This window comes from Actinoplanes sp. NBRC 103695 (genome assembly GCF_030269485.1).
Classification (GTDB): Bacteria; Actinomycetota; Actinomycetes; order Mycobacteriales; family Micromonosporaceae; genus Actinoplanes.
The window spans coordinates 332,380-351,753 of record NZ_BSTL01000006.1 but is presented as its reverse complement, the minus strand read 5'-3'; the positions used below and the strand labels follow the sequence as shown (position 1 = coordinate 351,753).

Below are 19,374 nucleotides of genomic sequence, written 5' to 3'. Positions count from 1 at the left end.
CCAGTGGTGGCCGCTGAATCCGACCGGACGTGCGGTGATCGACTAACGTCGCCGCATGGGTCGCATCGCGGCGTGGGTCGGCTGGATCCCGGTGAGTCTCGTGCTGACGCCGGTCTGGCTCGACGGCTTCAAGTACGAGGGGTACAGCCCGGAGATCGGCGACCTCCGGGTCACGGCGACGGTGATCGCCGCGGTGGCCGGACTGATCCTGGGCTTCGTGCACAGCACACGTGCTTCTCTGAAGCTCGTGCTTGCGGTGATGGCCGGCGTCTCGGTCGGCCATCTGGTCGCCGATGACCTCGTCTACCGCTCCGTGATTCCGATCGACGACCTGCACGGCGGCCCGTCGCCGGTCCTGCTGGCGCTGATCCCGGTGGTGGCCGCCGGCCTCGGTTTCGGCGTGGGGAAGCTGGCGCGCCGTGAGCCACGGTCTGCCGTGCCGGGCCGGCGGTGGTACGCGGTCGCCGTGGTGGCCGGTCTGGCCGGCATCTCGGGCGTGGCCGACTTCGTCAGCGTCGGCGCCGAGTGGGCCACCGCCCGGTTCCACCCCGCCGCGACGACGGACGCCCCGTCGCCGGAGCTGCCGGCCGGTCGCCACGCCGTCTTCGCCACCTACAACGATCAGCCGCCGTCCTGCACGATCACGGTCGACGGCGCCGACGTGCCGATCAGTCAGCCGACGGTCGAGTTCACGGACAACAGCGACAGCATCGTCACCGTCCTCTACGGCGTCTTCGACCTGCCGGCCGGCGGTCCCGCCGACGTCGACTGCCCGCGCGGCCGGATCGGGGATCCGCCCGAGATCCGCGGGCCGCTCGGGGAGCTGATCTTCGCGCCGGCCGCGCTGCTGTGGCTGCTCGGGGCTCTCCCGGGCGCGTTGATTGCCGTGTCCGTGTGGGTCAAGACACGTAAACATCCGATGTCTGTTTGACCAGCGATCGGCGGTGTGACGGGGAAGCGCTTCCAGATAGTTAAAAACATTGACGGTCGCGGATTGACTCCGGCAGACGTCCAATGTTAACTACGTGTCACGGGCGTGGGTCGGACAGTGTCGGACCCACGCTGACTGCCCGTTTTCGGCGGACGGGCGGACCCTGCCACGAGCGATCGAAGGGATCGTGTCGATGAAGGTGCGTACGCCGACCATCATTGCGCTCGCCGCCGTTCTCTGCATCCAGGCCCCCGTGACGGGCATCCCGGCCCCCGCCGCGGCCGCCGGCCCGGCGGACGCCGCGTTCGACAGCGGCACCGGCCGGCTCGACGTCGACCACGCGAGCTACCTGTCCAAGCACGACGTCGTCTACAACCGCGCCAACACCAACCCGATCCATGGCCTGACCGTCGGCAACGGCCGCACCGGCGCCATGGCGTGGAGCCAGAACGGCCTCACCATGCAGGTGTCCGGCGTGGATCTGGCGCAGCAGTCCACCTACGCCGCCGGGAACGTCAACCTCTTCGGCGTCGGAACCGAGTCCCAGCAGCGCCTATCCCTCTACGACGGCACCCTGACCACGAACTACGGCGGCAACCGCACGGTCACCGTGATGGGCTCGCCGAACTCCGAGGTGATGGGCGTCCGGGTCGAGGGCTTCGGATCAACGGCCACGGGCCTCGACCTGAGCCTGTGGGACCTGAGCCAGGTGCAGAACATCGCCGACGTGCCCGACCTGCAAACCTGGCGTACCGCGAGCACCTTCGCCGACAGCACCGGCGTGGGGCTCAGCCGCGGCCAGAACGACCCGAACGGCTTCGGATACACCCTCGCCGCCACGGTCGAGGGCACCGGGTTCACGTCGCAGACCATCAACGGCACCCGGGTACGCCTGACCATCACGCCGTCGGACAGCTACACGATCTGGTTCACCGCCGCCAGCCGGAAGAACGCCGCCGGGGGCGATTCCGTGCGGGCCGCCCGGGATCAGCTCGCCGCGGTCGAGCAGACCGGATACGCCACCACGTTCGCCGGCTACAAGAACTGGTGGCACGCGTTCTGGCAGAAGAGCTTCGTCCAGTACGACACCGGCGGCAGCGACCACGACTACCTGGAGAACGTCTACTACCTGGCGACGTACATGATCGCCGCCGGTGGCTACGGCAACTATCCGGTGCACTTCATCAACGGCGTCTTCCGGGCCACCCAGGACAACTCCAAGTGGAGCAACGGCTACTGGTACTGGAATCAGCGCGACGTCTACAACTCGTTCTACGCCTCGAATCACGCCGATCTGATGCGCTCCTTCAACAACCTGTACGCGCGCAACCTCGGAGCGCTCGAGGCGTACACCCAGACCCGGTACGGCACGGACTCGCTGTGGGTGCCCGAGACGATGGGCTGGGACGGCAACGCCCGCGGCACGGTGAACAGCGACTACGTCAACGACATCTACTCCACCGGCACCGAGGCCGCGTACAACATGTACCTGTACTACCGGTACACCAACGACGCGGCCTACCTGCGGGACGTCGCCTACCCGTTCATGCGCGAGTCGGTGCGGTTCTACCAGAACCGGTTGTCCCGCAACGGATCCCAGTACTACATGGCCAGCAGCAACTCGCACGAGACGTACTGGGACGTGAAGAACGCGATCACCGACCTGGCCGCCGTACGGCTGCTCTTCCCGCTGACCGTTCAGGTCTCCACCCAGCTCGGCCTGGACGCGGGTCTGCGCGCCGGCTGGCAGGACGTCGTGAGCAACCTGGCGCCCTACCAGGTCCAGGACGGCGCCTACCTGCCGCACGACCCGCCGGTCTCGCCGACCCGCAACAACGAGAACGTCGCCCTGGAGCTCGCCTGGCCCTACGACCAGACCGGCATCGGCCGTCCCGACACGGCGACCGCGATCCAGACCTGGAACGTGCGCCCGCACCCGTACGGGAACGTGTGGTCGAACGACCACGTGCACGCCGCCCGGCTGGGCCTCGGCGCGCAAGCTCTGGCCGGCATGCGGACCATGCTCCAGAAGTACCAGAACCACCCGAACGGCATGACCAGCAACACCAACGGTGTCCTCGAGTATCTCGGGATCCACCTGGTCGCCGTGAACGAGTCGCTGATGCAGTCGTACAACGACAAGATCCGGGTGTTCCCCGCGGTGACCGGCGACGGAACCTACAGGTTCACGCTGCTGGCCAAGGACGGCTTCCTGGTCAGCTCGGAACGCGAGGCGCAGGAGACCAAGTATGTGGGCCTGCGCAGCTTGCACGGCAAGCAGGCGCGGGTGGTCAACCCCTGGGCGAACCAGGAGATCCGGGTACGGCGGACGTCCGACGACGCCGTCCTGACGACCACGACGGCCGCCGAGGTGAGCTTCGCGACCGCCGCGAACACGACGTACGTGGTGGAGCGGACGGCGAAACCGCTCAGCTCGTACACCAGGACGACCTTGACCGGATCGGCGAACAACGGTGTCAAGAGCCTCAGCGGGACCGCCTCCACCCTGGGTCTCGGTGCGAGCAGCGGTGGCGGGGGAGCCGGGCTGCTCGCCGCGGCGAACGGTCTCTACGTGACGGCGGGGAGTGGCCCGCTGATCGCGAACGGGACCTCGATCGGCGCCGCGCAACGCTTCGACCTGGTCGACCTCGGCGGCGGCACCGTCGCCCTGCGAGCACGGGTCAACAACCAGTACGTCGCCGCCGAGAACGCCGGCACCGAACCGCTGGTGGCCAACCGTCCGAGCGCCGGCTCGTGGGAGACCTTCGCCCGGGTGAACAACCCGGACGGCACCATCAGCCTTCGCGCGACCGTCAACAACCGCTACGTCTGCGCCGACGCCGCCGGCGCCCAACCCCTGATCGCCAACCGCGACGCCGTCGGACCCTGGGAGAAATTCACCCTGGTCGAGAACTGAACCCGTTCCCCCAACAGGTGGGGGCCCGCCGCGCCGAAAGGCGGGCCCCCACCCCATCCCCTCAAAGGAGCACCGCATGCGCTGGAAAGCACTGGCCGCCACTGTGCTGATCACCGCCACCGCCACCGCCGTACCGGCCACCCCCGCCGCCGCGGCACCCCTCACCAAGGTCCTGGTCTTCTCCAAGACCGCAGGGTTCCGGCACTCGTCCATCCCCCAGGGCGTCGCCGCGATCCAGCAACTGGGCAGTCAGAACGGCTTCGGCGTCACCGCCACCGAGGACGCCGGGCAGTTCACCACCGCCAACCTGGCCCAGTACCAGGCCGTCGTCTGGCTCTCCACGACCGGCGACGTCCTCAACGACACCCAGCAGGCCGCGTTCGAGTCGTACGTGAACGGCGGCGGCGGTTACGTCGGCGTGCACGCGGCGGCCGACACCGAGTACGCCTGGACCTGGTACGGCACCACCGCCGGCGCGTACTTCCACTCGCACCCGGCGATCCAGACCGCGACGGTCCGGGTGGAGGACCGCACCACCGACGCCACGGCACACCTGCCGGCGGCCTGGTCGCGCACCGACGAGTGGTACAACTACCAGACCAACCCCCGAAGCGGCGGCGCGCACGTGCTGGCCACTCTGGACGAGAGCACCTACTCCGGCGGCACCATGGGCGCCGACCACCCGATCAGCTGGTGCAAGAACGTCGGCGGCGGACGCGCCTGGTACACCGGCCTCGGGCACACCGAGGAGTCGTACAGCGAGGCCAACTTCACCCGGATGCTGCTCGGCGGCATCCGCATCGCCGCGCAGTCCGTGTCCGCCAATTGCGGCGGTGTGGTGAGCACCGACCTTGCAAGAGGGCGACCCACGACCGCTTCCAGCGTTGAATCAGCCACGTATCCCGCTACGAACGCGGTGGACGGCAACGCGGGCACCCGGTGGAGCAGCCAGTTCGCCGACCCGCAGTGGATCCGCGTCGACCTCGGCTCCGTGCGGGCGCTCAACCGGGTCAAGCTGACCTGGGAGGGCGCTTACGGCAGGGCGTACCAGATCCAGACCTCGACCGACGGCACCGCCTGGACCACCGCCGCGACCGTCACCAACAGCGACGGCGGCGTGGACGAGTCGACGCTCAGCGCCAGCGCCCGCTACGTGCGGGTCTACGGCACCCAGCGGGCCACCCAGTGGGGCTACTCGCTGTGGGACCTGAACGTGTACGGAGCCTGACATGCGCGCATTCCCGGCCTTCGCGGCCATGCTGCTCGCGGTCACCGGCGGCACCCTCGTCGCCTCCGCCGCCCCCGCCCACGCGGACCTCCCGGCCGCCGACTACCAGCAGGTCAGCCTCGCCTCCGGCAGCGCCGAGCTGGGCGAGCCGATGAGCCTGGCCGTGCTGCCCGACCGCTCGGTGCTGCACACCGCCCGCAACGGCACCCTGCGGGTCACCGACGCCGCCGGCAACACCAAGGTGGCCGGCACCCTGCCCGTCTACACCAACGACGAGGAGGGGCTGCAGGGCGTCGGCGTCGACCCCGGCTTCGCCACCAACCGGTTCATCTACCTCTACTACTCGCCACCGCTGAGCACCCCGGCCGGCGCCGCGCCGTCGAACGGCACGCAGGCCGACTGGGACCGCTTCCGCGGCAACCTCAACCTGTCCCGGTTCACGCTCAACGCGGACAACACGCTCAACGCCGCCAGCCAGACGGTCATCCTGCAGGTGCCCAACGACCGGGGGATGTGCTGCCACGTCGGCGGCGACATCGACTTCGACGCGGCCGGCAACCTCTACCTGACCACCGGCGACGACACCAACCCGTTCGAGTCCAACGGCTACAGCCCCCTCGACGAGCGGACCGACCGCAACCCGTCGTACGACGCGCAGCGCACCTCCGGCAACACCAACGACCTGCGCGGCAAACTCCTGCGCATCAAGGTGAACGCCAACGGGACGTACTCGATCCCGAGCGGCAACCTGTTCGCGCCGGGCACCGCGAACACCCGGCCGGAGATCTACGCGATGGGGTTCCGCAACCCGTTCCGGATGAGCGTCGACAAGCCCACCGGCGTCGTCTACCTCGGCGACTACGGGCCGGACGCGGGCGGCGGGGACGCCAGCCGCGGGCCGGGCGGGCAGGTCGAGTTCAACCGGATCACCTCGGCCGGCAACTACGGCTGGCCGTACTGCACCGGCACCAACACCAGCAACGAGATCTACAACGAGTGGAACTTCGCGTCCAACAGCACCGGCCCCAAGTTCAACTGCGCCGGCGGCCCGGCCAACAACTCGTTCCGCAACACCGGGCAGCAGACGTTGCCCCCGGCCCGGCCGGCCTGGATCCGGTACGGCTTCGAGGGTTCACCGCCGGAGTTCGGCGGCGGCTCCGAGTCGCCGATGGGCGGCCCGGTCTACCGGTACGACGCGAGCAACACCTCGCCGGTCAAGTTCCCGCAGGCGCTCGACGGCAAGTACTTCGCCGGCGAGTACGGCCGGCAGTGGATCAAGGCGATCACGGTCAACGGTGACGGCACGCCCGGCCTGATCGAGGGCTTCCCGTGGACCGGCACCCAGGTGATGGACATGGCGTTCGGGCCGGACGGGGCGCTCTACGTGCTCGACTACGGCACCGGCGGCAACAACGCCGCGCTCTGGCGGGTCGAGTACATCGGCGGCGGCAACCGGGCGCCGGTGGCCAAGGCGGCCGCCGACAAGACCTCCGGTCCCGCCCCGCTGACCATCGCGTTCTCCTCCGCGGGCAGCTCCGACCCGGAGGGTGGCGCCCTCACCTACCGCTGGGTGTTCGGTGACGGCACCACGTCGACGGCCGCCAACCCGACCAAGACCTTCACCGCGACGGGTACGTTCACACCGACGCTGACCGTCACCGACCCGACCGGGCTCACCGCCACCGCCAGCCTGGTCGTGACCGTCGGCAACACCGCACCGACGGTACGGTTCACGACGCCGGGCGACGGGCGGCTGTTCTCCTTCGGCGACTCGGTGCCGTACTCGGTGACCGTGACCGATCCGGAGGACGGCGCGGTCGACTGCGCCAAGGTGCAGGTCGCCTACGAACTCGGCCACGACAACCACCAGCACGAGATCAAGCGCCAGGCCGGGTGCACCGGGACGATGGCCGTGCCGGTGGACGGCGAGCACGACGCGGCGGCGAACATCTTCGGCTACTTCGTCGTGTCCTACACCGACAACGGCGGCCTCACCTCGACCAGCCGGATCATGCTGCAGCCGCGGCATCGGCAGGCCGAGCACTGGACCGCGCAGAGCGGCGTGCAGACGGCCACGCACGCGGCCGCCGAGGGCGGGGTGACCGTCGGGTTCATCGAGAACAACGACAGCATCTCGTTCTTCCCCTACAACATCTCCGACGCCACCCGCTTCGTCGGCCGGGTCTCGTCGGCCGGGGCGGGCGGCACCATCGAGATCCGCAGCGGCTCGGCCACCGGCACGCTGCACGGGACGGCCACGGTCCCGGTGACCGGCGACTGGGAGACGTTCACGACCGTGTCCGCGCCCCTGAGCAACGTGCCGGCCGGGATGACCACGCTGTACTTCGTCTTCAAGGGCGGCGCCGGCAACCTGTTCGACCTGGACTCCTTCACCCTGGAGACCGGTTCCGCGCCGACCGGCGGAGCCACGCTCAAGGCCCTGATCAACAACCAGTACGTGAGCGCCGCCAACGCCACGACGGCCCTGATCGCGAACCGGGCCACCGCCGGGGCGACCGAGCGCTTCGACGTCGTCGACCTGGGCGGCGGCGGCATCGCCCTGCGCTCGCGGGCGAACAGCCAGTTCGTCTGCGCGGACAACAGCGGCGCCGACCCGCTGATCGCCAACCGGCCGGCGGCCGGGTCGTGGGAGACGTTCACGCTGATCCGCAACGCCGACGGCAGCGAGAGCCTGCGGGCGACGGTCAACGGCAAGTACGTGACGGCGGAGAACGCCGGCGCCCAGCCGCTGGTCGCCAACCGCGACACGATCGGGCCGTGGGAGAAATTCGACCTGGTGGAGAGCTCATGAAACGCCGATCCCTGCTGGCCGCTGCCGCTCTCGTGCCGCTCGGTCTTCCGCAGAAGCGGCTGCTGCTGAACGAGAACGCCCACATCTTCTACTACTCCTGGTACGGCCGCACCGACGGCTGGCGGCACTGGCAGCAGGGCGGGCACACCCCACCGCTGGGCATCGGCGCCAACCTCTACCCGTCGCTGGGTCCCTACGACTCGGGTGAGGTCTTCGAGCAGCACATGCAATGGCTGGTCCAGGCCGGCGTCGGGGTGCTCGTCTACAGCTGGTGGGGCCAGGGCTCGTACGAGGACAACCTTGCGCCCGGGGTGCTGGACGCGGCGGCCCGGCACGGCATCAAGGTCGCGTGGCACCACGAGCCGTACGGCGGCCGCACCGCCCGGTCAACCGTGGACGACATCCGGTACCTGCACGCCCGCTACGGCGGCAGCCCCGCGTTCCACAACGCCGTCTACGTCTTCGAGAGCCTGCGGATCACCGACTGGTCCGCCCTGGATCAGGTCCGGGACACCAGCGTCGTGCTGGCGCAGACCACCGACACGTCGAAGGTGGCCCACTTCGGCGGCATGTACACCTACGACGCGATCGCCGGGAACACCGCGCCGGGCTGGGCCGGGGCGAGCGCGTACTGCCGGGCGAACGGGCTCGTCTGGGCGCCGTCGATCGGGCCCGGGTACGTCGACGACCGGGCGGTGCCCGGCAACACGACGCCGACGCTGGGCCGGGAGAACGGCGCCACCTACGACCGGCAGTGGAACAACGCCCTGGCGTCCACGCCGACCTGGGTGTCGATCACGTCCTTCAACGAGTGGCACGAGGGCTCGGTGATCGAACCGGCCAGCTCCAGCCCGCCCGCGGGCTTCGGCTACGAGACCTACGACGGCGCGTACGGGAGGAATGGAGCCGCCGCCGAGACCGCCTACCTGGATCGCACCAGATTCTGGATAGATAGGATGTCTGCTCGGCGACTTGTCGCGTAACTCTTGTTAAGGAGGGTGGCGAGCTGATAGACATCGGATCTATCGCTCCCATCCTCCTTAAGGAACCGACATGGAACGCGCCCTCCTCCGCGTCGCCGTGGCGGCCGTGATCGTCTTCGCGGCCGCCGGCTGCAACTCCGGTGACAGCCCGACAGCCGCCGGCGGTGACAGCCCGCAGATCGCGGTCGACCTGCCCCGCGCCGACACCGACTTCTGGAACTCCTACGCGAAGTACATCCCCCAGTACGCGCAGGAGAACGGCATCAACCTGATGACGCCGACCAACTCGCAGAACGACATCGCCAAGCTCGTCGCCAACGCCCAGGCCCTGTCCAGCCAGGGCGCCAAGGCGATCGTGATGGCCCCGCAGGACACCGGCGCCATCGCCACCACGCTCCAGCAGCTGGAGATCAAGAAGATCCCGGTGGTCTCGGTGGACACCCGCCCGGACAAGGGCAAGGTGTTCATGGTGGTCCGGGCCGACAACCGGGCGTACGGGCAGAAGGCCTGCGAGTTCCTCGGCGCTCAGCTCAAGGGCAAGGGCAAGGTCATCGAGTTCCAGGGCTCGCTGTCCTCGGTGAACGGCCGGGACCGCTCGGAGGCCTTCGCCGAGTGCATGAAGAGCAAGTTCCCCGGCATCACGGTCTTCCCCGAACCCACCGAGTGGGAGGGCGCCAAGGCGTCCGCCGCGCTGCAGACCCGGCTCGCCCAGCACCCCGACATCAACGGCGTCTACATGCAGGCCGGCGGCGCCTTCCTCGCGCCCACGCTGCAACTGCTGCGCTCGAAGAACCTGATCGTGCCGCCGACCGACCCGAAGCACATCTTCATCGTCAGCAACGACGGCATCCCGCAGGAGCTCGATGCGATCCGCAAGGGCGAGATCGACGCCACCGTGTCGCAGCCCGCCGACTCCTACGCCAAGTACGCGCTGATCTACGCCAAGGCCGCCGTGGAGGGCAGGACATTCCAGCCCGGCCCGACCGACCACGACAGCACGATCGTCGACGTCGGCGGCGGCAACCTCGAGGACCAGCTGCCCGCGCCGCTGGTCACCAAGGACAACGTCGACGACAAGGCCCTGTGGGGCAACCAGATCGGCAAGTGATGACCACCGCGGTCGAAGCCGTCGCCATCACCAAGCGGTTCGGGCCGACCATCGCGCTGAACGACGCCGGCATCTCCATCGCCGCCGGCCAGACGCACGCGCTGGTCGGCCGGAACGGCGCCGGCAAATCCACGCTCGTCGCCGTGCTGACCGGGCTGCTGCGACCGGACACCGGCACGGTCAGCTTCGGCGGCGAGCCCGCGCCCGCGCCGGCCGACCGGGACGGCTGGCGACGCCGGGTGGCCTGCGTCTACCAGAAGTCCACGATCATCCCGACGCTGTCCGTGGCCGAGAACCTCTACCTCAACCGCCAGGCCGGTCACGGGCCGATCAGGTGGGGCGCGTTGCGCAGGCGGGCCGGCGCGCTGCTCGACGAGTACGGCGTGGACGTCGACCCGGCCGCGATGGCCGGGGACATCGGCGTGGAGGCGAGGCAGCTCGTCGAGATCGCGCGGGCGCTGTCGCACGGCTCGCGGTTCATCATCCTGGACGAGCCGACCGCGCGACTGGACGGCGCCGCCATCGAGCGGCTCTTCGAGCGGATGCGGTCGCTGAAGGCGGCCGGGGTCACGATGCTGTTCATCTCGCACCACCTCAGGGAGATCTTCGAGGTGTGCGACACGGTCACGGTGTTCCGCGACGCCCGGCACATCCTGACCGCGCCGGTGCCGTCGGTGAGTCACGGCGACGTGGTGGCGGCGATGACGGGCTCCGCTCTCACCTTGACCGAGGTCGCGCCGCGTGCTCCGCGCGATTCCGCGGAGGCGTTGCGTCTGGACGGGCTGTGTCTGGCCGGCGCCTTCGACAACGTCGACCTGTCGTTGCGATCCGGGGAGATCGTCGGCGTCACCGGCTCGGGGAGCAGCGGGAAGGTGTCGCTCGCCGAGACGATCGGCGGGCTGCGCAAGCCGGACGCGGGCTCGATCACCCTCGCGGGGCGGCCCGTGCCCGCCGGGGTGCCGGCGGCGCTGAAGGCCGGGATCGGGCTGGTGCCGGAGGATCGGCATCGGGAAGGCCTGGTGCCGCTGCTGTCCGTCGCGGAGAACGCGACCCTGCCGCTCACCGACCGGCTCGGCCCGGCCGGGACCGCGCTGCCGGCCCGGCGCACGGCCATCGCCGAGGAGCTGATCCGGCGCTTCGACATCCACACGTCCAGCCCGGCCGCGCCGGTCGGCAGCCTCTCCGGCGGGAACGCGCAGAAGGTGGTGCTGGCCCGCGCGTTGTCGACCGATCCTCGTGTGCTCGTACTCATCAACCCCACCGCGGGCGTCGACGTGCGCTCCAAGGAGTCCCTGCTCGGCGCGGTCCGCGCCGCCGCGGACGCGGGCACCGCCGTGCTGATGGTCTCCGACGAGCTGGACGACCTGCGGCACTGCGACCGGGTGCTGGTCATGTTCCACGGGCGGATCACCGCCTCCCTGCCCGCCGGTTGGGACGACCAGCAGGTCGTCGCCGCCATCGAAGGAGTGTCATGAGCTTCTCCTTGGCCCGGATGCGCGACCTCGCGCTGATTCCGGCCATCCTGGTGCTCATTCTGGTCGGCGCCCTGATCGACCCGGTGTTCCTGTCCGGGGCGAACATCGTCAACGTCCTGCAGCAGCAGACCGAACTGTCCCTGCTGGTGCTGGCCGAGGCGCTGATCCTGATCGGCGGCCGGTTCGACCTGTCGCTGGAGTCCACCGTCGGCCTGGCGCCGGCCCTCGCGGTCGCGCTGGTCATTCCGGCCGCCAGCAACGGGCTCGGCACCGAGTGGGCGAGCTGGCTGGCCATTCCGATCTGCCTGCTGGTCGGGCTGCTCATCGGCGCGTTCAACGGCATGCTGATCCTGCGCTTCGGGCTGAGCGCGTTCATCGTCACGCTCGGCATGCTGATCGTGCTGCGCGGCCTGCAGATCGGCATCACCGGCGGGCAGAACCTCTTCGAGCTGCCGACCTCCGTGCTCTACCTGGGCAACGCGGTCTGGCTCGGGCTGCCCGCGTCGATCTGGATCTGCGCGGTCCTGTTCGCCGCCGGGATCGCCCTGCTGGGCTGGTTCCGCAGCGGCCGGGCGATCTACGCCATCGGCGGGAACGCCGACGCGGCCAAGGCGGCCGGCATCCGCGCCGATCGGGTGATCTTCGTGGTGTTCATGGTCGGTGGCGTGCTCGCGGCGCTGGCCGGGCTGATGATGACCGGGCGGCTCGGCTCGGTGGCCGCGGCCCAGGGCGAGGGGATGATCTTCACGGTGTTCGCCGCGGCGGTGATCGGCGGGGTCAGCATGGAGGGCGGCAAGGGCACCCTCTTCGGCGCCCTCTGCGGCGTCGTCGTGCTCGGCCTGATCAACAACATCCTCACCCTGGCGGGGGTCTCCGCCCAGTGGATCCAGGCGATCTACGGCCTGATCATCCTGATCGCGCTGATGCTCGCCCGGCTCACCACCGGCAAAGCACAGGACTAGTGGCGGCGGGCACTGTGAGAGATCTGAGAGAAGGAGTGCGATGAGCGCCCGGTTCGTCTCCGTGGACACGTACGACATCCGCTTTCCCACCTCGCGAGAGCTGGACGGCTCGGACGCGATGAACCCCGACCCGGACTACTCCGCGGCCTACGTCGTACTGCGCACCTCGGAGGGCGACCACGAGGGGCACGGGTTCGCGTTCACGATCGGACGCGGCAACGAGGTGCAGACGGCCGCGATCGCCGCGCTGCGGCCCTACCTGGCCGGCCGCGAGGTCGACGAGGTCCTGGGCGACCTCGGCGGGTTCTGGCGGGAACTGGTGCACGACTCGCAGCTGCGCTGGCTCGGCCCGGAGAAGGGCGTCATGCACATGGCCGTCTCCGCCGTGGTCAACGCCCTGTGGGACCTCAAGGCCAAACGGGCCGGGCTGCCGCTCTGGCAGCTGCTCGCCCGGATGACGCCGGAGGAACTGGTCGCGCTGGTCGACTTCCGCTACCTCACCGACGCGCTCACGCCGGACGAGGCGCTCGGCATCCTGCGCGCCGCGCAGCCCGGGCGGGCCGCCCGTGAGCAGCAGATCCTCGCGGACGGCTACCCGGCCTACACGACGTCGCCCGGGTGGCTGGGCTACGACGACGAGAAGCTGCGGCGGCTCTGCCGGGAGGCGGTCGACGCCGGGTTCACCCAGATCAAGCTCAAGGTCGGCGCGGACCTCTCCGACGACCTGCGGCGGATGCGCATCGCCCGGGAGGTGTGCGGGCCGGACATCCGGATCGCGGTCGACGCCAACCAGCGCTGGGACGTGCCCGTCGCGATCGAATGGGTGCGGGCCCTCGCACCGTACGACGTGTGGTGGGTCGAGGAACCGACCAGCCCCGACGACGTGGTCGGGCACGCGGCGATCGCCCGCGGCATCGCCCCGATCAAGGTGGCCACCGGCGAACACGTGCAGAACCGGGTCGTCTTCAAGCAGCTGCTCCAGCTGGACGCCGTCTCCTACGTGCAGCTCGACGCCGCCCGCGTGGCCGGGGTCAACGAGAACATCGCGATCCTGCTGCTGGCCGCCAAGTTCGGCCGCCCGGTCTGCCCGCACGCCGGTGGGGTCGGCCTGTGCGAGCTGGTCCAGCACCTGTCGATGTTCGACTACGTCGCGGTCTCCGGCGAGATGCAGGACCGGATCATCGAGTACGTCGACCATCTGCACGAACACTTCATCGATCCGGTACGCGTCGAGAACGGCCGCTACCTCGCACCCCTGGCGCCCGGCTTCAGCGCGGCCATGCATCCCGCGAGCCTGTCCTCGTACGCCTTCCCCGACGGTCCGGTGTGGACATGATCGACGCGCACCACCATCTGTGGAACCTGACCGACGGAGGCTACGGCTGGCTGGACGACCCGGCGCTCGCTCCGATCCGGCGCACCTTCGGCGTCGATGATCTGCGTGCCGAGCTGGCCGCCACCGGGGTGGACCGCTCGGTGCTGGTCGAGGGCGGCCGGGAGGACACCGGTGAGGCGGCGATCCTGCTCGGGCACGCCGCGCGGACCGAGGAGATCGGGGCGGTCGTCGCCTGGGCCGACCCGGCCGACCCCGACCTGGCCGGGGTGCTGGACGGCTATCTGTCCCTGCCCGGCGGCGACAAGCTGCGCGGCATCCGCAGCCAGGTCCAGGCGGCCGGGCCGGGCTACCTGGACCACCCCGACGTCAGGCGCGGTCTCACCCTGATCGGCGACCTCGACCTCGGCTTCGACCTGGTGGTCCGGGTCGGCCAGCTGCCGTCGGTCGCCCGGCTCGCCCGCGACCTGCCGTTCGTCCGGTTCGTGCTGAACCACCTCGGCAAACCGCGGATCCGGGCCGGCGACGAGGGGTTCGCCGAGTGGCGGCTCGCCATCGGGCCGTACGCGGCGCTGCCCAACGCGTACGCCAAGATCTCGGGGCTGGTCACCGAGGCCGACCGGAACTCCTGGACGTCCGGGGACCTGCGCCCCTACATCCTGGAGACACTGGAGCTGTTCGGGGCGGGCCGGGTGATGCTCGGCTCCGACTGGCCGGTGTGCCTGCTCGCCGGCAGCTACCAGGACGTGGTCGCGGCGCAGCTCGCCGGGCTCACCGCGGCGTCCCCCGACGAGCGCGCGGCCGTCCGGTCGGCGACGGCGGCGGGTTTCTACCGGATAGATTCCTGACCATGGCGCTGACGGACGAGGCGATCAACAAGATCAAGGGCATGGTCACCTCGGGGGAGCTCGGCCCCGGTGACCGCCTGCCCAAGGAGGCCGACCTCGCCGAGCGGCTGGGCCTGTCACGCAACTCGCTGCGCGAGGCGGTCAAGGCCCTCTCCCTGATCAAGATCCTCGACGTACGCCAGGGCGACGGCACCTACGTGACCAGCCTCGCCCCGAACCTGCTGCTGGAATCGCTGAGCTTCGTGGTCGACTTCCACCGCGACGACACCGTCCTGGAGTTCATGGAGGTCCGCCGCATCCTCGAGCCGGCCGCCGCCGCGCTGGCCGCCGAGCGGATGACCGCCGAGCAGCTCACCGGCCTCCGCAAGGTCCTCGGCGACCTGGGACCCGACCCGTCGGTGGAGGCGCTGGTCGCCAACGACCTGGAGTTCCACCGCCTGATCGCCGAGGGCGCCGGCAACTCGGTGCTGTGCTCCCTGATCGACGGCCTGTCCGGCCCGACCGTCCGGGCCCGGGTGTGGCGCGGCCTCACCCAGGACGGCGCGGTCGACCGCACCCGCGAACAGCACCAGACCATCGTCGAGGCCATCGAGGGCCGCAACGCCGACCTGGCCCGCTCCTGGACCACCGTGCACATAGCCGGCGTCGAGGACTGGCTCCGCCGAGCGCTGCGCTGATTCGCCTTCCGGAAGCGGATCGTCCGGAATGGGCCTTAGGGTGATCGCCATGACCGCAGAACAGATCGTGCTCCTCGGTGGCCTCTGGCTCGACCCGTCGGCGTGGGACGGCGTGGTCGCCGACCTCGAGAAGCAGGACCGCGACGTCGTGGCGGTGACGCTGCCCGGACAGGGCGACGGCAACACCGGGGCGACGCTGGCCGACCAGGTGGCCGCGGTGCTGGCCGCGGTCGACGCCGCGCCCGGCAGGTCGGTGGTGGTGGGTCACTCGGCGGCCTGCTCGCTGGCCTGGATCGCCGCGTCCGAACGGCCGGACCGGGTGGCCAAGGTGGCGCTGATCGGCGGCTTCCCGCCGGCCGACGGCGACACCTACTTCGGTTCCCTCACCGTCACCGACGGCGCGCTGCCCTTCCCCGGCTGGGAGCCGTTCGAGGGGCCCGACTCGGACGACCTGGACGAGCCGGCCCGCGCGGCCTTCTCCGCCGCCGCCATCCCGGTCCCGGAGGGCGTGGTCCGGGCCACCGTGAGCCTGGCCGACGCCCGGCGGTACGACGTGCCGGTCGTGCTGATCTGCCCGGAGTTCACCCCGGACCAGGCGCGGGAGTGGATCGCGTCCGGCGAACTCCCGGAGCTGGCCAGGGCGAAGAACGTCGAGTTCGTCGACATCGACTCCGGTCACTGGCCGATGCTGACCCGCCCGGCCGAGCTGGCCCGGATCATCGCCGATCTCTAGAGGCCACCGATCATCAGGGCGACCGTGAAGTCGAAGCGGTCGTGGCCGTCGCCGGCGGTGAGCTCGGTCGCGTAGCGCCTGGTCTGCGGGAACGTGTCGGGCAGGGCGGCGAACCGGCCGAGCAACTCGTCGCGGTCCATCAGGCCGGGGTCGTCCCTGGTGCGCAGTGAGTGCTCGAGGCAGTAGGCGTTGACGTAGAGCCCGAGCGCGTCGGCCGTCCAGGCGGCGGTCTGCGGGGCCACGCCGCCGGCGAGCAGGGTCGCCAGCATCCCCTCGGCCACTCGCAGGGTCTCGAGGTTGGACGGCACGATCGCCAGGGCCGCCCGGCTGATGCCGGGGTAGCGCAGGTATTCGTCGCGCAGCTGGGCGCAGATGCCGGTGATCTGCTGCCGCCAGGTCCGGGGGTCGGGCTCGGGGAGGTCGATCCGCGCGCACAGCCGGCCGATCAGCAGCTCGCCCAGGTCGTCCTTGTTGACCACGTGCGCGTAGAGCGAAGCCGGGCCCGTCTCCAGCTCGGTGGCCAGGCGCCGCATGGTCAGGGCGTCGTATCCCTCCTCGGCGATCAGCCGGAACGCGGCGTCGACGATGGCGTCGACCGTGATCGGCTTCTTCGTCCCGCCGGAGGGCCCGCGGCGGACTGCCGGCGCCTGCGCCGGGGGCTGCTGGTGACGGGCGTCACGCCGTCGCTGAGGGGTTCGAGCCATGCCGCCACTTTACACGCGAAGGGAACATCGTTCTATGGTGTAAGAACAACGTTCGTACACAAGCGAACGGCGTTCTTAAGAGAGTGCGGTGCAGGCGATGACCCGATTGCGAGAGGCCTGGATCGCCCTGGCGGGGCTGTCCGCGGTGTTCCTGTTCGAGATGCTGGACAACTCGATCCTGAACGTCGCGCTGCCCACCATCGGGCGGGAGCTGCACGCCTCGACGACCGCCCTGCAGTGGGTGACCGGCGCGTACGCGGTGGTGTTCGGCGGCCTGATGCTGGTCTTCGGGGCGATCGCCGACCGGTTCGGCCGCCGCCGGGTCATGCTCGTCGGGCTGGTGCTGCTGGGTCTGGCGAGCCTGGCGACCGCCTTCGTCAGCACCGCGGGAGAGCTCATCGCCGTACGCGCGGTGATGGGCGTCGCGGCGGCGATGACGACCCCGCTGTCGATAGCGCTGGCCTTCCGCCTGTTCTCCGACGACCGCCTGCGGGTCCGGGCGATGACCCTGATCTCGACCGTCGGCCTGGTCGGGCTGGCCGTCGGCCCCACCGCGGGAGGCCTCGTCCTCGCCGTCGCCCCGTGGCAGGTGCTGCTCCTGGTGAACGTGCCGATCGCCGCGCTGGCCTTCGCCGGCATCCGGGCCGGCATCGCCGCGGACGACGACGCCGAACTGCACCGCGACCCGGTGGATGTGCCCGGGGCGGTGCTGGGCACGGCCGCGGTCGTGTTCGCGCTCGTCGCGCCGACGCTGTTCGTCGAGGACGGCAGCGGTTCCTGGTCGCCCTGGGCGGCCACCGGCGCGGCCGTCGTGGCGGCGGTTCTCTTCGTCCGGCGCCAGCGCACCGCCGTACACCCGCTCCTCGATCTGAAGCTGGTGGCCCGCCCGCTCGTCTCCGCCGGGCTGGCCTTCAAGGCCGCGACCGGGCTGGCCGTCGCCGGCATGGGCTACCTGGTGACCCTGCAGCTGCAGCTCGACTGGGGCTGGCCGCCCGCCCTCGCCGCCGTCGGCATGCTGCCGCAGGTCATCGTCCTGGTCTTCGCCGGGCCGTTCGTCAACCGGTTCGTGGAGCGGGCCGGTCTCGACCGGGCGGCCTGGATCAGCGCCGTGACCGTCGTGTCCGGGCTGGCCGTCTACGGACTGCTGGGCCGTTTCGGGTATGTGTGGGTCGCGATCCCGCTCGCGCTGGTGGCCGCCGGGATCCGCGTGGTCGGCGTCGTCGCCGGGGTCAACGTGCTCCGCGGCCTGCCGGCGAACCGGACGTCGATCGGCGCGGCGCTGGTCGACACCGCGTCCGAGGTCACCTCCGGCGCCGGCATCGCGGTCACGGGCACGATCCTGGCGGCGATGTTCACCGGGACCATCGCCGCGGCGGACTGGACCGCGGCGCAGACCGGGGAGTTCCGGGCGGCGGTGACGGTCGCCGGGCTCACCCTGACCGTCGTGGCCGCCGCCCTGGTCGGCTACGGGATCGCCCGTACGCGAGAGGGGTCAGCCGAAGCGGAGCGGGAGCATGTCGGGGCCGTGGATGCCGATCGCGGGACGCCAGGTGACCTCGCCGGCGATGATCGGCGCGCCGAAGCGGCGGGCCAGGATCGGTAGCGCCTCGCCCAGCTCGGCGTGGGCCAGGGCGGAGCCGAGGCAGTAGTGCGGCCCGCCGCCGAACTGCAGCAGCGGCGCCTCCCGGGTGGCCGTGATGTCGAACGACCGGCCGCCGGGATAGGCGCGCGGATCCCGCTGGGCGGTTGCCACGGCCATCGTCATGAACGTGCCCGCGGCGATCGGCAGCCCGCGGAACTCGAAGTCCTCGGCCACCCGCCGGAACACGGTCGCCGCGGACGGCCGCCAGCGCATCGACTCGGTGATCGCGCGCCCGGCCAGCTCGGGACGATCGCGGAGCACTGTCCACTGTGCCGGATGCTCGGCGAAGGTGACCATCGTGTTGGAGAACTGGTGGCGGGTGTTGTCGTGCGCCCCGAAGACCAGCGTGACCAGCAGGTTGCGCAGCTCCTCCCGGGTGACCGCCCGGTCGGCCCGCCAGGCGGCGACCATGCTGGAGATCAGGTCGTCGGCCGGATTCTTGGCCTTCTCGTCGATCAGCGTGTCCACGTACCCGTCCAGGCCCGCGACGGCCCGCTCCACCCGGTCGGCCGTGTCACCACCGGCGGCCAGGCCGAAGATCAGGCCGATGTCGCTGGTCCAGACGCTGAACACGTCGTAGTCCTCGGCGGGCACCCCGAGCAGCTCGCACATGACCGCCAGCGGCAGCCGGTTGGCGAAGGTGTCGACGAAGTCCGCCTCGTCCACGTGATCGGCCAGTTCCTCGGCCCGGGCCCGGATGAACGGCCGCAGCCGGTCGATCGTACGGGCGGTGAAGGAGCGCCCGACGAGGCCGCGGAGCCGGCGGTGGTCGGCGCCGTCGTGGTTGACGATCATCGGAACCCACCAGTCGTGGATCGGCCCCGAGGTGACGCCGTTGCGCCGCAGATAGTCGTCGCCACCATGGTCCAGCCGGCGGTCCCGGAGCAGCTCCGCGACCTCCGCGTAGCGCAATACGATCGGGCCGACCGGGCTGTCGGCGCACCAGCCCGAGTCCTGGGCGTCGAACACTTCCGGCGCGGTGAAGGAGAACGCCGGGTCAACCACGTTGAGGAACGGCATG

Annotated in this window: 14 protein-coding genes and 1 pseudogene; 13 read left to right on the top strand and 2 right to left on the bottom strand. The window is 70.5% G+C overall.

What is annotated here, in order from left to right:
- The first annotated feature begins 55 nt into the window (after positions 1-55).
- The 12 genes and pseudogenes from QSK31_RS12680 to QSK31_RS12620 all read left to right on the top strand — a co-directional run bounded on the left by QSK31_RS12680 (position 56) and on the right by QSK31_RS12620 (position 16,007).
- Complete coding sequence (locus QSK31_RS12680; protein WP_285683739.1) at positions 56-931, top strand: hypothetical protein; 876 nt, start codon at positions 56-58, stop codon at positions 929-931.
- Between the two features lie 193 nt (positions 932-1,124).
- A complete protein-coding gene (locus tag QSK31_RS12675) occupies positions 1,125-3,848 on the top strand; it encodes a glycosyl hydrolase family 95 catalytic domain-containing protein (protein ID WP_285683737.1) in 2,724 nt (907 codons plus the stop codon).
- Between the two features lie 76 nt (positions 3,849-3,924).
- Positions 3,925-5,073 (top strand): annotated as a pseudogene (locus QSK31_RS48790) (ThuA domain-containing protein); the annotation flags it as partial.
- A 4-nt stretch (positions 5,074-5,077) separates the two neighbouring features.
- Positions 5,078-7,888, top strand: a complete 2,811-nt coding sequence (locus QSK31_RS12660; RefSeq protein ID WP_285683735.1) for a PQQ-dependent sugar dehydrogenase — start codon at positions 5,078-5,080, stop codon at positions 7,886-7,888.
- Complete coding sequence (locus QSK31_RS12655; protein WP_285683734.1) at positions 7,885-8,871, top strand: glycoside hydrolase family 99 protein; 987 nt, start codon at positions 7,885-7,887, stop codon at positions 8,869-8,871. The genes QSK31_RS12660 and QSK31_RS12655 overlap by 4 nt, the downstream gene beginning before the upstream one ends.
- Positions 8,872-8,941: 70 nt before the next feature.
- Positions 8,942-9,979 (top strand): sugar ABC transporter substrate-binding protein, encoded by a 1,038-nt coding sequence (locus tag QSK31_RS12650; RefSeq protein WP_285683733.1) that lies wholly within the window; start codon positions 8,942-8,944, stop codon positions 9,977-9,979.
- The gene (locus tag QSK31_RS12645) at positions 9,979-11,454 is read left to right on the top strand and encodes a sugar ABC transporter ATP-binding protein (protein WP_285683732.1); all 1,476 of its coding nucleotides are present in this window, start codon (positions 9,979-9,981) and stop codon (positions 11,452-11,454) included. Before QSK31_RS12650 ends, QSK31_RS12645 begins: the two co-directional genes overlap by 1 nt.
- Positions 11,451-12,416, top strand: coding sequence for an ABC transporter permease (locus QSK31_RS12640; protein WP_285683731.1), 966 nt, complete (start codon positions 11,451-11,453; stop codon positions 12,414-12,416). Before QSK31_RS12645 ends, QSK31_RS12640 begins: the two co-directional genes overlap by 4 nt.
- Positions 12,417-12,456: 40 nt before the next feature.
- Positions 12,457-13,752, top strand: coding sequence for an L-fuconate dehydratase (locus QSK31_RS12635; RefSeq protein ID WP_285683729.1), 1,296 nt, complete (start codon positions 12,457-12,459; stop codon positions 13,750-13,752).
- Entirely contained in the window at positions 13,749-14,597 is an 849-nt protein-coding gene (locus QSK31_RS12630; RefSeq protein ID WP_285683727.1) for an amidohydrolase family protein, read from the top strand. Before QSK31_RS12635 ends, QSK31_RS12630 begins: the two co-directional genes overlap by 4 nt.
- Positions 14,598-14,599: 2 nt before the next feature.
- Entirely contained in the window at positions 14,600-15,274 is a 675-nt protein-coding gene (locus tag QSK31_RS12625; protein ID WP_285683726.1) for a FadR/GntR family transcriptional regulator, read from the top strand.
- Between the two features lie 49 nt (positions 15,275-15,323).
- On the top strand, positions 15,324-16,007 hold the full coding sequence (locus tag QSK31_RS12620; protein WP_285683724.1) for an alpha/beta fold hydrolase: 684 nt from the start codon (positions 15,324-15,326) through the stop codon (positions 16,005-16,007).
- On the opposite strand, the gene QSK31_RS12615 is transcribed toward QSK31_RS12620, so the two are convergent.
- Positions 16,004-16,711 (bottom strand): TetR/AcrR family transcriptional regulator, encoded by a 708-nt coding sequence (locus QSK31_RS12615; protein ID WP_285683722.1) that lies wholly within the window; start codon positions 16,709-16,711, stop codon positions 16,004-16,006. The two genes, QSK31_RS12620 and QSK31_RS12615, sit on opposite strands and share 4 nt — an antisense overlap.
- Positions 16,712-16,808: 97 nt before the next feature.
- On the opposite strand from QSK31_RS12615, the gene QSK31_RS12610 reads away from it, so the two are divergent.
- Positions 16,809-18,314, top strand: a complete 1,506-nt coding sequence (locus tag QSK31_RS12610) for an MFS transporter (protein WP_285683720.1) — start codon at positions 16,809-16,811, stop codon at positions 18,312-18,314.
- On the opposite strand, the gene QSK31_RS12605 is transcribed toward QSK31_RS12610, so the two are convergent.
- Positions 18,204-19,373 (bottom strand): cytochrome P450, encoded by a 1,170-nt coding sequence (locus QSK31_RS12605; RefSeq protein WP_285683718.1) that lies wholly within the window; start codon positions 19,371-19,373, stop codon positions 18,204-18,206. The genes QSK31_RS12610 and QSK31_RS12605 overlap by 111 nt on opposite strands.
- Between the last annotated feature and the right edge of the window lies 1 nt (position 19,374).

Excerpts from the sequence above, each read along its gene's own strand:
- QSK31_RS12635 (WP_285683729.1), top strand. The coding sequence starts at position 12,457 with ATGAGCGCCCGGTTCGTCTCCGTGGACACGTACGACATCCGCTTTCCC.
- QSK31_RS12630 (WP_285683727.1), top strand. The coding sequence starts at position 13,749 with ATGATCGACGCGCACCACCATCTGTGGAACCTGACCGACGGAGGCTAC.
- QSK31_RS12620 (WP_285683724.1), top strand. The coding sequence starts at position 15,324 with ATGACCGCAGAACAGATCGTGCTCCTCGGTGGCCTCTGGCTCGACCCG.
- QSK31_RS12675 (WP_285683737.1), top strand. The coding sequence starts at position 1,125 with ATGAAGGTGCGTACGCCGACCATCATTGCGCTCGCCGCCGTTCTCTGC.
- QSK31_RS12655 (WP_285683734.1), top strand. The coding sequence starts at position 7,885 with ATGAAACGCCGATCCCTGCTGGCCGCTGCCGCTCTCGTGCCGCTCGGT.
- QSK31_RS12680 (WP_285683739.1), top strand. The coding sequence starts at position 56 with ATGGGTCGCATCGCGGCGTGGGTCGGCTGGATCCCGGTGAGTCTCGTG.
- QSK31_RS12660 (WP_285683735.1), top strand. The coding sequence starts at position 5,078 with ATGCGCGCATTCCCGGCCTTCGCGGCCATGCTGCTCGCGGTCACCGGC.
- QSK31_RS12605 (WP_285683718.1), bottom strand. The coding sequence starts at position 19,373 with ATGCCGTTCCTCAACGTGGTTGACCCGGCGTTCTCCTTCACCGCGCCG.
- QSK31_RS12645 (WP_285683732.1), top strand. The coding sequence starts at position 9,979 with ATGACCACCGCGGTCGAAGCCGTCGCCATCACCAAGCGGTTCGGGCCG.
- QSK31_RS12615 (WP_285683722.1), bottom strand. The coding sequence starts at position 16,711 with ATGGCTCGAACCCCTCAGCGACGGCGTGACGCCCGTCACCAGCAGCCC.
- QSK31_RS12640 (WP_285683731.1), top strand. The coding sequence starts at position 11,451 with ATGAGCTTCTCCTTGGCCCGGATGCGCGACCTCGCGCTGATTCCGGCC.
- QSK31_RS12625 (WP_285683726.1), top strand. The coding sequence starts at position 14,600 with ATGGCGCTGACGGACGAGGCGATCAACAAGATCAAGGGCATGGTCACC.
- QSK31_RS12610 (WP_285683720.1), top strand. The coding sequence starts at position 16,809 with ATGACCCGATTGCGAGAGGCCTGGATCGCCCTGGCGGGGCTGTCCGCG.
- QSK31_RS12650 (WP_285683733.1), top strand. The coding sequence starts at position 8,942 with ATGGAACGCGCCCTCCTCCGCGTCGCCGTGGCGGCCGTGATCGTCTTC.